Source organism: Streptomyces sp. NPDC031064 (genome assembly GCF_055570965.1).
Map to the genome: position 1 here is coordinate 545,605 of NZ_JBVIGF010000006.1, position 12,472 is coordinate 558,076.

Consider the following 12,472-nt stretch of genomic DNA (forward strand, 5'->3'; position numbering starts at 1 on the left):
CGCACCGGGGTCAACTGCCCGCTGCCGCCCGTGCGATTGCGAGGGCCTGCTCGGCGTAGCCGCGGCCGAACAGCACCGCGTGCACCAGGAGCGGGAAGAGCTGGTGCAGCCCGACGCGTTCGGCCCAGCCGGGGGCCAGTGGCGCCGCCTCCCGGTAGGCGTCCAGGATCTGCTCAAGGCGGGGGCAGCCGAACAGCCGGAGCATCGCCAGGTCTGTCTCGCGGTGGCCGCCGTGCGCGGCGGGGTCGATCAGCCAGGCGTGCCCGTCGGCGCCCCACAGCACGTTGCCGTTCCACAGATCGCCGTGCAGCCGCGCGGGCGGTTCGGCGGGGCCCGCCAGGTCGGGCAGCCGCGCGCAGACGGCCTCGACCAGGGCTGCCTCGGCGGGCCGCACGGTGCCCGCGTCGACGGCGGCGCGCAGGTACGGCAGCACGCGGTGCTCGGCGTACCAGTGCGGCCAACTGTCCCCGGGCGCATTGCGCATGGGAGCCCGGCCGATGTACGCCGCCTCGGGGCCGCCCGGTGGGGCCGCCCCGAACGCGGGGGCGCCGGAGGCGTGCAGCCCGGCAAGGGCGCGGCCGAGGCGTGCGGCCGCCCGTGCGCTCGGTGGTCCGGTCGGCACGTGGTCGGTCACCAGCCAGTGGCGGTCCTGGCCGCCCACGGCCGGGACGCGGACGGTGCCGGCGTCGGCCAGCCAGCGCAGGCCCGCCGCCTCGGCGGTCACGGCGGCGGGGTCGTCGCCGCGTTTGACCACCACCGCGTGGCCGTTGTCGAGGGTGACGTGGGTGAGCGCGCCGGAGAGCGGACGCTCGCCGACCACCGCCCGGCCGGTGAGGCGCGCCGCCGCGGCCCCGGGTCCGATGTGCACGGACACCAGGGTAGGCGCACGCCACAGCGCCCCCGGCTCACCTGGGGGAGCTGGGGGCGCTGTTCGCCGCGACGGCCTGATGGCCGCGTACCGGCTAGCGGACCGCGTAACCGAAGCGCGCGCCGACGGACGGCAGGCCGCCCGAGCCGGGCTGGTACGTGGTCACGGCCGCCTTCGTGCCGCCGCTCACGTTGGACCAGGGCAGCGCGTGCACGGCGCCCAGGGACGGGCCGTACGGCATGCCGATGTACAGGTGGCTGCCGGTGAAGTGGATGCTGCGGCCCACGTACTGGTTGACGCCGGGGCTGCCGGGCAGGCCCGCGGAGTTGCCCGCCTCGATCCAGACCTCGGAGTCACCGGCCGTGCCGAGCAGCGGGAAGGTCTCGACCGCGCCCGCCTTGGTGGCCGTACCGACGGCCTCACCGGGCACGCCGACCGCGACCCGCAGGGTGCCGGAGGTGCTCACCGCGCGCGGTGCGGTGTTGATCGCCGTGACCTTCTCGCCGAACCGGTCGTCGGCCTCGGCGGTGCCCGACACGGTGTCGTCGGCGGTGCCCTGCCAGAGGACGTCCTCCTCGGTGAACGCGCCCGCACCCGTGACCTTGAAGGTCAGGACGCGGCCCGCCTGGGCCCGCTCGGCGCCACCGCTCTCCACGGCGAGGCCCTCACCCGGCGAACCGACGACCAGGAAGGAGTCCGTGGCGGACGCGGCACCCGACGGGCGGTACTCGACCAGCGCGAGGGAGGCGCCGAACGCGTCGCCCGCCTCGGAGCTGCCGGAGACGGTGCCCAGCTCCTGGTCCAGGCCGGCCAGCGGCTTGGGGTGGCCGTCGGCGTGCAGCGTGTGGGAGAAGAGCGCCACGCCGCCGGCGCCGGCGATGGTGCCGATCTTCTCGCTGGGCGCGCCGATGGCGATGTGGTGCGCGTCGGCCGCGATCGACGTGCCGTAGCCGTCGTTCTCCTCGGCGGTGCCGGGGACGTCGGTCTTGTCCTGGTGGACCGAGATGTTGGTGGTGCCGCGCAGGTAGTAGGCGCTGCCCGCCTTCTTGATGGTGCCGAGCGCCTCGCCGGGCACGCCGATCACCAGGTACGGCTCGCCGGCCGCGGTGTGACCCGCGGCGACGGCGTGGCCCATGCGGTCGCCCGCCTCGGAGGCGGACGCGGCGATGCCGCCCGCGCCGGCGCCCTGTTCGAGGTGGGTGGCCTTCTGGGAGCCCGTGCCCAGGCCGCCGGCCGCGCCGTACAGCACGTCGGCGAAGCCCGCGTCGACGGCGTCGCCGACGTCCTCGGCGGGGGTGCCGACGAGGAGGTCGGTGTAGCCGTCCTCGTTGTAGTCGACGGTGTCGAGGCTCTCGCCGAACCAGTCGCCGGGCTCGGCGCCGCCGGCCACCCAGTCGAGGTCCTGGTTGATCTCGGCGGTGCCCTTGCCGCCGCCGTACACGATCCGGACGACACCGGCCTCGGTGTCGCCGGCGACCGTGGCCTTGGGGTCGGCGATGGCGACGTCCGCGATGGCGTCGCCGTTGAAGTCGGTGATGCGGGGGGCGCCGGTCTTGGAGTTCACCCAGGAGGCCAGGCCGTCGACGCGGGCGATGGTGCCGCCGGTGCTGGTCTGGGTGGCGTCGATGCCGTAGCAGCCGCCCTGGTACGACTTGCTGCTGAGGCCGACGAGGGTGGTGCCGCGGACGACCGGGCCGCCGGCGTCGCCGGAGCAGGCGGCCGCGCCGTTCTTGCCGGTGACGGTGGCGTCGGTGGTGGCGACGGAGTTCACCGTGTAGGTGCCGGTGTGCAGGGTGAGCGGGGCCCACTCGGTCTTGGTGCGGCCGTACCCGGCGAACGTCAGGTCCTCGCCCGCGGTGGGCGCCGTGGTGGCGAGCGCGATGGGGGCGACGTTGGTGACGGGGCGGTTCAGGCGGGCCAGGACCACGTCGCGGTCGGTGCGCGGGACGAGCTCGACGACCCGGCGCTCGGCGCCCTGGGTGCCCATCAGGTCGGCGCGGCCGATGATGGCGGTGGTCTTGACCTTCGGGGCACCGGCGGGTACGGCGAGGCTCACGGCCGGGTCGTCGGCGAAGCAACTGGCCGCGGTGAGCAGCCACTCGGCGTCGACCAGGGCGGCGGAGCAGCCGCGGTCGTGCGGGCCGACGGTGATCTGCGCGGTGTAGGCGTAGGTGGTGTCGGTGGAGGCGGTGCCACCGGTGATGGCCGAGGCGGGCGTGGCGCACAGCGCGAGCGGGCCGGCGGCCAGGGCCGCGCCGAGCGCGGTGAGGCGGAGGCGTCTGGTGTGATGCATGACCGTGGTGTCCTTCGGTTCCTTGGCTTGAGCGGTCTACAGGGGGACAGGTGCTCGGTGAGCGCTACGCGGAGGTCCGTATCTCCACGAGCATGTGCTCGCGCCCCTGCTCGTCCGCGCTCTCGCCGACCGCGGTCCAGGTGTTCTTCTGGACGTCGAAGGACTTCTCCTCGGTGCCGACGGTCATGTCGACCTGGGCCGTCTGGCCGGCGCTGCCCTTGATGCCGTAGACGGAGGGGATCTCCAGGGACAGCCAGCCGCTCTTGCCGGTGACCTTGAAGCAGATCTTGTCCTTGCTGCGGGCCCAGACCTCCATGAGGCCGGTCTCGCTCGCGCAGTCGGCCAGCACGATGTGGCCGTCGCCGCGCTTGAGGACGATGTTCCTCTCGGCAAGGATCTTGTCGGCCTGCGGGTAGTTGTAGTCCTCGACCGCGTAGCCGGGCGCCGCGTCGGCGACGGCCTCGACGGAAGCGCCCTGCGGGAATACCTCCGCCTGACCCCCCATCACCGCGACCCATGCCAGGGCGCTCGCCGCAACGGCCGCGCCCACCATGCGCATTACTGCGCTACGTGCCTTCATCACTGTCCTCGTCGTCGGTTCCGGATGAATTCCGGAACGTTAAGGAAACCGCACCATCAAAGCCACACCCCCCCGGCGCGATTTCCCATATGAAAACCCCCGTTCCGCTTGGCGTCCAACGCCAAAGACGGACCAAACGGCAGAAGTACCCGAGTCCGCCCCGTGACCTGCGTCACACTCGAAGAGGGTTGTAGTGAATTCCGTCAAGAGTTCACATCCAAGAGATCACGGCTTGATGAAGCACTGCTGCGATAGCTCCGGATTCGGTCAACTTGCCGGGATTCCGCTTGTTTTTGCGGCGAATCCACAGGTGGTCAATGCGACATGACTTGATTAGGGTCACGGGGCGCATTTCCATTTCTCTCCCCGAGGGACCGCTTTGAACACGATCTTCTGGAGCAGGCGGCGCGTTCTCGGCGCGCTCGCGGCCGGCACGGCCGTGGCCGCCACCTCGAGCCTCGTCCTCAACCGCGCCACCGCCTGGGCCGAGACGCTGCCGGCCGAGAGCCCTCCGCCGAACCTGCCCGACACCGATCGCGGCAAGGCGGTCCTGGCGTTCAAGACCGGCGGCAAGGCGGTCCGTCAGGCCGCGCTGGCCGCGCTCACCGGCACCCCGGCCGCCCTGACCGACTTCCTGACCAGGGAACTGCCCCTCGCCCGCGCGGAGGACAACCGTTTCGCGCTGATCTCGGGTCTCCCGTACGCGGGCAAGGCCGTCCGCGCATCGGCCAACACGGCGCTCGGCGCGGGTGATGACGCGATCAGCGCCTACCTGGCCGGTGGCTACGCCGCCGACCATCACGAGGACCTGCGCCAAGCGGTGTTCACCGTCCTCAACAACAGCGGCAAGGGCGTGCAGCGCGAGGCCCGTGAGGCGCTGACCACGGACACCCCCGCCGCGCTCAAGGCCTTCCTCACGGAAGGCCGGTTCATCGCGCAGGAGGAGGACGACCGCGTCGCGGTCTTCAGGATCCTCAGCACCGCCTCGCCCCAGGTGAGGGTGTACGCGGAGCGCGCCCTGAACGACGGCTCACCCGAGGCGATCCGTACGTTCCTCGCCTCCGGCCAGCACATCGCCCGCGCCCGGGACCAAGAGGCCGCGACCATCGACCAGTTGGTCGCGATCGTGGAGCGCGAGGGCAAGATCGCGGGGCTCAAGACGGAGCAGGCCGTCGCCGCCTCCGTCATGGCCAAGGATGCCGCCGAAAAGGCCAAGGCCGCGGCCCTGAAGGCGGCGGAGGAGGCCCGCGCGGCCCAGAACGACGTGGCCAAGTCGGCGAAGGCCGCGAACGCCGCCGCGTCCGCCGCGCAGGGCGCGTCCTCCGCCGCCAACCGGGCGATCGCCGCCTCCCGTACGGCCCAGAACGCCGCCTCCCGTGCGGCCTACGCCGCCCAGGCCGCCGCCGCTGCCGCCGCCACGGCCGGCAACGCCGCGGCCCGCGCCTACCACGCCGCGATCGCCGCGTCCAAGGACGCCAAGCACGCCGAGGCCGCGAACCTCGCCGCCCAGGGCGCGAAGGAGGCCGCCGCCAAGGCGCGCACCGCGGCCGCGGCCGCCGACCAGGCCTCGGTCGCCTCCAGGTCGGCCGCGTCCGCGGGTGCTTCCGCGGCGTCCGCCGCCCAGAACGCCGCCGCTGCCGCCGGCGCCTCGGCGGACGCGGCCGCTTCGGCGGGCGTCGCCCAGTCCCAGGCGGCCGCGGCCCAGGCGGCCGCCGCCGAGGCCGACGCCGCGGCGGCCCGCGCCACGAAGGCGGCGAACACCGCCCAGACCCTGGCCAACCGCGCGGCCGACGCCGCCGCGCTCGCCCGCGACGCCGCCAACAGCGCGGCCGAGCACGCCGAGAAGGCCGCGACCGCGGCCGAGGACGCGTACATCAACGCGGGCAAGGCGATCGAGTACGCCACACGCTCCACCGCGTACGCCGACGCCGCGGTGGCCGCCGCGAACAAGGCCTACGACGCGGTCACGGAGGCCAAGGCGGTGGAACAGGCGGCCCGTGACGCGGAGACCGCCCGGCTCAACGAGGAGGTCGAACTCGGCATCATCCTGGCCCGGGAGAAGGCGAAGGCCGAGACGGGCGAAGCCGCCCGCGCCGACCGGGAGCGCACCGAGGCGGACAAGACGTCATCGGAGATCAAGGACCTGATAGCCGCCGCCGAGACCGCGCTCGGTTCCGGCGACATCGCGAAAGCCGTGGCGGACGGCCGCAAGGCGGCCGCCAAACTCCTCACCGCCACCGGTACGTGGACCCGCGAGGCCGCCGAATTCGCCCTGGCGGGCAACGACGAGGACGTCATCAACTGGATCGACGCCGACCGCGGCCTCGCCCAGCGCATCGACGACCGCGAGACCGTCCTGGCCGTGGCCCGGATGTCCACGGCTGACGTGGCCAAGGCCGCCCACGCCGCTCTCGCCAGCACCGACGAGGACGCACCGACCACGTTCCTCTCCAGCGGCGCCATCGCGGCGGGGGCCGAGGAGTACCGCCTCAGGATCTTCAAGCTCCTCAACGAGAACCCGGGCACCGCCGTCAGGACCAAGGCCCAGGCGGCGCTCGACAACGGCGGCGCGGTCGCCATGCACCGCTTCCTCGCCCTCGAACTCGCCGAGGCGCTCAAGGAGGACGACAACGTCGCGGTGCTGCGTCTGCTGAACACCGGCGGCCCGTACGTACAGGCGGCGGCGAAGATCGCCCTTGAGGGCTCGGCCAAGATGCGGCGCAGCTTCGTCGCCTCCGGCCAGTTCCACGCCGCTCGCATCGACCACGACCACGCCACCCACGTGGCGGCGATCCGCGCGTCCATCGCTCACGCGTCGAAGATCGCGCTGAAGGCGCTGGAGGACGCCGCCCGTGCGTCCAAGGCCGCGGCCGAGGCCCGCGCCGCCGCGGACGACGCGACCTACTGGTCGAACAAGGCTGACGGCTACTACAAGGACGCCCTGGCCTCGTCCGAGGAGGCGAAGAACAACGCGGACGCCGCCGACGCCTCCGCGCAGAAGGCCGCCGAGTCCGCCGCGGCCGCGAAGAGCGCCGCGAAGGTCGCGCGGACCGCGGCCATCACCGCCAACTACTCGATGCGCCAGGCCCTGACGTCCGCGAAGGAGGCCGTGTCGTACGCGTACGACGCGCAGGCCTCCGCCACCAAGGCGCAGGCCGACGCCATCGCGGCCGGCAAGAGCATGACGGAGGCCGCGGCCGCCGCCAGCGCGGCCAAGAAGATCGCTGCCGACAAGCGCCGGGCCGAGGCCGAGGCGAAGGCGCAGACGATCGCGATGGAGGCGGTGGCCTACAAGACCGAGGGCAAGACCCCGGTCGACCAGGAAGTACAGGAGGACGGCAACACCGAGTACTGGCTGTTCCCCTCGGACATCACGAGCGCCAAGGACTGGAATGCCTCCCTTGGCAACTGGTCCACGGTCACCGGTGTGGCCTCCGCGGGGCTCGCCATCGCCTCGTTCTGGTGCCCGCCTCTGCTGGCCGTCGCCGGCGCCGTGGGCCTGGTGTCCTGGGGTCTCAGCGGCGTGCAGGTGGTCATGGCCGGCTTGGGCTGGGGCGTTCCCAGCCCCAAGTTCAACGAGGACCTCGCCGGGTTCCTGCTCGGTGGCATCTTCTTCGGCAAGGGCAAGATCCTGGAGCAGCTCGGTTACCTGGACGAGGTGGGCGGTTACGTCGGCGCCAAGATCTCCGAGGTCGCGGGCGCCGTGGCCGGTGCCGCCGGCGACGTGGCGGACACCCTCGGCGACATCTTCGACTGGTAGGGAGGCCCATGCTCACCGCCCACTTCACGCTCACCCACTGGTGGATCGCCGCGATCGTCTCGGGCCTCGCCCTGGCGGCGGCGGTCGCGTCCCTGGCCCCGAAGACCAGGGGCAAGCTGATCGCGGCGGCGTCCGTCGTGCTCGTCACCGGGTTCTACACGGCCTCGCGCGGGTCCGGCGACGGGGCGCGGCAAGCGTTGCAGCTCTTCACCCTGGGCACCTTGCCCCTGGCGGTGCTGCGGCTGGTCTTCGCCGGGTACTTGCGGCGCCAGCTCGCTCTGCGGCGCTCGGGGCGTCCGATGGAAGAGATGACGGGCAAGCAGATCGCGGTCTTCCTCGTGGCCTTCGTCGCCGTCGTGCTCTGCGTCGCCATCCTCTGACGTACGGGGGGCGGCGCCGCGGCAGCGGCGCCGCCCCCCGGCCGGCCGAGGGGACCGTCAGCGCACGGTGATCTCGTAGCGGAAGAACGCCGGCTCATCGCCGGGCTTTTCCGTCGCGCCGGCCGTGGGTACGGGTGCGGCGCTGGCCCTTGCCTGGGCGAAGCTGCCGCAGCGGGCAAACGGGCAGTGCAGCAGCGTCACCGTCGTCGTGCCCTTGGCGCGGGCGGTGAAGTCGAAGTACGCCGTGCCGTCCCCGCCGCCGGCGATGTCCTCGTCGGTGCCCTCGATCTCTTCGTGGGTGCCCTTGTAGTCGAGCACCCCGTCGTCCGGCTCCGGGTCGGCCAGGTACCAGTGCTCGCCCATGTAGGGCCGGGCCGGGACCTTCAGGGTGAACTCCTCGCCGGCCGCCACGGTGATGCGGCGCTCGGCCGTGCCGTACTCGGTGGGGCCGAAGAACCCGGCGACGGCGAGGACGAGGCCGAGAGCGAGGGCGCCCAAGGCGCCGACGAGCAGCGAGCGGGCCGTCTTCGAGGGCGGTATAACGCGTTTGATCATGTCGGCCGGGAATCTAGCACGACCGCCGCCCCGGTCCGCGACCACGTCTGCGTCCGCGACCACGGCCGCGTGGCCGGTGGGCCATGGCCGCTGACCATGGCTCAGTCACCGGCCGTGGAGCACCCGGCCGGCTCGTGGGGTCGGCGACCAGCGCCGCGCTGATCGGACTGCCCAAGCTGCCGCCCGGTTGGGAGGCCCGAGACCTCACCTGACGGGAGTTGACGGCAGCCCCGCTGTTCCGTCCATCGCCCTGCACGGAGGAGCCCGGCGCATGGCGAGGGGCCCGGCGCATGGCGAGGGGCCCGGTCACGGGGAGGAGGAGCCTTCACGGAACTACACGACCGGAGCGCCGGTCAGCAAAGGCACGGGCGACTGCGCCGGCCGTCTGCAATGACAACCGCGGTGCTGATCACGCTCACGGGCTTCTGTCGAGGACCGGATTCCAAGCGAACCAGTCCAGCGTGGTGGCTGCTCCTCACCGCTTCCAGCGCCTGGTGAAGACCCACGTGTTGCGGGCAAACATGACGCCGTCATGCCGCCTCCTCGACCGGAGCCGGCGCCGTCGACTTGCCGCCGCGCATCAGCAGTCCGGTGAGCAGGCCACCGGCCGCGGCGACCGCTGCGGCGCCCAGGAAGGCGGCCCTGAAGCCGTCGGTCAGCGCCGGCAGGTCGCCGAGCCTGCCCGCACCCTGTGAGGTGGCGAGTGCGGTGAGCGCGGCCAGACCGAGGGCGGAGCCCACCTGGTAGGTGGTGTTGACGATGCCGGAGGCGAGACCGGCCTGTTCCTGCGGGACACCGGAGATCGCGGACATCATCGCCGGGATGTAGGCCAGGGACATGCCGGTCGCGGCGACCAGAGAGGCGGGCAGTACGTCGATCACGAAGGTGCCGGTCGGCTCGACGGCCGCCAGCCACACCAGGCCCACGGCCAGGACCAGCAGACCGCCCGCGATCAGCGGCTTGGCACCGAAGCGGCCCAGCAGCCGAGCGGTGATGAGCGTCATGAAGATCATCAGCAGCCCGGTCATCGGCAGAAGAGCCGCGCCGCTGGCGAACGCCCCGTACCCCAGTACCTGCTGGAGGTAGAGGTTGAGGAAGTACCACATGGGGATCCATGCGGCACCCAGCAGTGTCATCGCCAGGTTCGAGATCCCGAGGCCCGGGGTGCGCCAGACGCCGAGCGGCATGAGCGGGGCCTTGACGGAGCGCTGGACGAGGAAGAAGAGGGTCAACAGGGCTGCCGCACCGACGAGTTCCCACACGGTCTGGTTCGCACCCCAGCCGACCTCGGGCGCCCGCACGACGGCGAAGACGGCCAGCGCCAGACCGCCGGTCACGGACACCGCGCCGAGAATGTCCACCGAGCCTCGCCGTCCCGCGACCGAGGGGAGCAGGCCGGTGGCCAGCAGGGTGGCGATGCCGATCGGGACGTAGATGATGAAGACCCACGGCCAGCTCGCCCACTCGGTGAACACGCCACCGAGGAAGACACCGGCGGTGCCACCGGCCGGTGCCGCCGCCCCGTACAGGGCCAGGGCCTTGCCGAGCTCCTTCGGGTTGTGCCCGAAGAGCATCATCAGCAGCGTCATCGACGCGGGCGCGATGAGCGCGCCGCCCACACCCTGTACCGCGCGGCCCACGATCTCGACCCAGGCACTCGTCGCCGCCGCGGCCACCACCGAGCCGGCCGTCAGCACGACCCAGCCGGAGACGAAGATCCGCCGGGCGCCGAGCAGGTCCGACAGGCGTCCGCCGAGCAGCAGCAGACCGCCGAAGGCGATGACGTATGCGTTGAACACCCACTGCAGGTCACCCTGCGAGAAGCCCAGGTCGCGCTGCATCTCGGGAAGCGCCACACCGATGATGGACGTGTCCATGATCACCATGAACTGGGCGGCGGCGAGCACGAGAAGCGCCCACCAGCGCCGTGGATTAACGGTTGACATCGCTCTACTCCTTCACGAGAGACTGATACCCCCAGGGGGTATTCTGGCGAGTGAGACAATATACCTCCGAGGGGTATTACGGAAGGGCGATGAGCCGCGCGAAGGGTCGCCACCTCGGGGCGCCAACGACGGCGGCTCACCATGGGCGCCGTACTCTGCGGCGGAAGGAAGACGGGGCCATGCGCCGACTTGGCGATCTCGAAGCGGAGATCATGGACCGTCTGTAGACATGGAACCGGCCCGAGGTCCGCGAGGTCGTGGACGACATCAATGAGGGCCGGCCCGACGCGTACAGCACGGTGGTACTTCTTGCCTTGGCCCTGGGGAACGTCGTCACCCAGCGCAAGCAGGGCCTGTTCGACGGCCGCGACCAGCTCCGCCATCGCCCCCGCCCCGCCGCGCGCACACGGCACCTCGACCGCGGTGGTGCGTCGGGCTGTCCGGGGACGGCCGTCTGGGCAGCTACCGAGGCGACGGCATGCCGTCCGCGAGCATTCCGGGCACCCTCGGGCGGGCTCTGGAACGTACGGCTCGCGAACTGACGCCTGGGCCGACTACGGCCGCGACTCCTAGCGCCGCATAGAGCCCCGGGGCCGGCCTGCCGGGCCGGTCCCGGAGGTGTCGAGCTGTTCAAGACGGGCGGCAGCGTGGTGCTCGCGCTGAGCGGTGAGGGTGGATTCGACGTCCGGGTGGTCCAGCAACGGGATCAGCGTGGTTCACCCTCCGTACAACGAGATGCCCGTAGGGTGACGGTAAGTGATGTCCTCTCGGTGTTCGCACCCCTGCCCAAGGAAGTCACCTCGCCATGCCCATGCTGTTGATCAAGGGCTCGTACCACATCATCGGAGCCCGTCCGGACGGGGACACCGTCAATTTCACCCCTGACGATCCGTCCGAGTGGAAGCTGGTCGGCGGGATCCACAAGGTCGAACACAACACATCCGGTAGGGCCAGGCTGCGGCTGGACGCCATCGACGCGCTGGAGACGCACTACTCCCGAACCGGCCCGGAGGTCCACCAGCCGCTGGCCCACGCTCACGCCGCGCAGAAGGAGCTGCTGAGCTGGCTCGGCTTCACCAGCGTGACGCGGGACGCGAACGAGAAGGTCACCGCTGCCACCCCCGCCACCGTGCCCGGCTGGATCCTCACCCGTGGTGCGGGTAAGGATCATCGCTGCATCGCCCTGGCCGGCCGGGGCACGCCCCCGGGCACGAGTGGGACGGAGATCTTCGTCGACGCCGCGCTGCTGAAGACCACCGTCAACCACCATCTCCTGGCGGCCGGCCTGGCCTACCCCACCTACTACCGCAACTTGTTCGCCGACCTGCGCACCGAACTGACGGCCGCGGTCCACCAGGCGCAAGCCACCACGCCCGCCAAGGGTCTGTGGCCCGACGACGTCACCCTCGACGGGGCGACCATCACCGGCATGTCCTCGCTCACCAACGACGTGGTGATCCTGCCGAAGCTGTTCCGGCGGCTGGTGGACTACCTCAATCTCGGCGACCCGGACCTGAGCGGCTTCCCCGCATTCCTGGACCAGGCCCAGGACAAGTTCTGGATCCTGTCCACCGGCCAGCCGACCACCGGCCTCGACGCGGTGGTCGAAGTCATCAACAGCAAGGTGCGAATGACCCACCCCTCCGAAGACCTCGTCTTCGAAGAGAACTGAGCAGAAGGCACCCCGCCATGACCCACGCCGCAGATTTCCGTGCCCTGTCCGAACTACTCACCGGCGAATTTCCGCTGGACCCCGCGACGGCCGACGCGCACCGGGAGCGGCTGTCCCGCCACTTCCCCGCAGACCTGGACCGCCTCATCGACGCCTACCGCACAGCCTCCGGCCAGCCGGACCCCGGCGCGGCTCTCTTCGCCGCCGTCAACGCCGACCCGACGCTCGCAAGGGTCGCCCGGGAGACGCTCGCCATCTGGTACACCGCGCAGTTCACCAGCCCGGACAACACGCAGGACGCACCGGACACCCCAGCGCGCTACCGCGCCGGGCTGGTCTGGAAGGTGATCAGCGCCCACCCCATCTCCGCAGCCCCGGTTCCGGGCGGCTACGGCTACTGGACCCAGCACCCCTGAGG

At 71.8% G+C, this 12,472-nt stretch carries 9 protein-coding genes and 1 pseudogene; 5 read left to right on the plus strand and 5 right to left on the minus strand.

The genetic code is table 11. The annotated features are described in order from the left end of the window. Nucleotides 1-10 precede the first annotated feature (10 nt). The 3 genes from ACZ46W_RS24045 to ACZ46W_RS24055 form a co-directional block, all read right to left on the minus strand. Nucleotides 11-868 carry a fructosamine kinase family protein gene (locus ACZ46W_RS24045; RefSeq protein ID WP_468340970.1) on the minus strand — a complete coding sequence of 286 codons (858 nt, stop codon included), beginning with the start codon at nt 866-868 and terminating at the stop codon, nt 11-13. Between the two features lie 94 nt (nt 869-962). Continuing rightward, a complete protein-coding gene (locus tag ACZ46W_RS24050; RefSeq protein WP_468340973.1) occupies nt 963-3,161 on the minus strand; it encodes a trypsin-like serine protease in 2,199 nt (732 codons plus the stop codon). Between the two features lie 64 nt (nt 3,162-3,225). After that, nucleotides 3,226-3,741, minus strand: coding sequence for a hypothetical protein (locus tag ACZ46W_RS24055; protein ID WP_468340976.1), 516 nt, complete (start codon nt 3,739-3,741; stop codon nt 3,226-3,228). Nucleotides 3,742-4,120: 379 nt separating this feature from the next. Here ACZ46W_RS24055 and ACZ46W_RS24060 point away from each other — a divergent pair, with 379 nt between their 5' ends. Together ACZ46W_RS24060 and ACZ46W_RS24065 are read left to right on the plus strand one after the other, a co-directional pair. After that, the gene (locus tag ACZ46W_RS24060) at nt 4,121-7,501 is read left to right on the plus strand and encodes an ALF repeat-containing protein (protein ID WP_468340979.1); all 3,381 of its coding nucleotides are present in this window, start codon (nt 4,121-4,123) and stop codon (nt 7,499-7,501) included. 8 nt (nt 7,502-7,509) lie between these two features. Next, nucleotides 7,510-7,881 carry a hypothetical protein gene (locus ACZ46W_RS24065; protein WP_468340982.1) on the plus strand — a complete coding sequence of 124 codons (372 nt, stop codon included), beginning with the start codon at nt 7,510-7,512 and terminating at the stop codon, nt 7,879-7,881. A 57-nt stretch (nt 7,882-7,938) separates the two neighbouring features. Here ACZ46W_RS24065 and ACZ46W_RS24070 read toward each other — a convergent pair whose 3' ends face one another. Beyond that, nucleotides 7,939-8,436, minus strand: a complete 498-nt coding sequence (locus tag ACZ46W_RS24070; protein WP_468340985.1) for a protease inhibitor I42 family protein — start codon at nt 8,434-8,436, stop codon at nt 7,939-7,941. Nucleotides 8,437-8,966: 530 nt separating this feature from the next. Next, a complete protein-coding gene (locus ACZ46W_RS24075; RefSeq protein WP_468340988.1) occupies nt 8,967-10,382 on the minus strand; it encodes an MFS transporter in 1,416 nt (471 codons plus the stop codon). Between the two features lie 179 nt (nt 10,383-10,561). Here ACZ46W_RS24075 and ACZ46W_RS24080 point away from each other — a divergent pair. From ACZ46W_RS24080 to ACZ46W_RS24090, 3 genes and pseudogenes are all read left to right on the plus strand, one after another. Beyond that, nucleotides 10,562-10,735 (plus strand): annotated as a pseudogene (locus tag ACZ46W_RS24080) (BlaI/MecI/CopY family transcriptional regulator); the annotation flags it as partial. A gap of 452 nt (nt 10,736-11,187) precedes the next feature. After that, the gene (locus tag ACZ46W_RS24085; protein ID WP_468340991.1) at nt 11,188-12,054 is read left to right on the plus strand and encodes a nuclease; all 867 of its coding nucleotides are present in this window, start codon (nt 11,188-11,190) and stop codon (nt 12,052-12,054) included. A gap of 17 nt (nt 12,055-12,071) precedes the next feature. After that, nucleotides 12,072-12,470 (plus strand): sugar dehydrogenase complex small subunit, encoded by a 399-nt coding sequence (locus ACZ46W_RS24090; protein WP_468340994.1) that lies wholly within the window; start codon nt 12,072-12,074, stop codon nt 12,468-12,470. Nucleotides 12,471-12,472 lie beyond the last annotated feature (2 nt).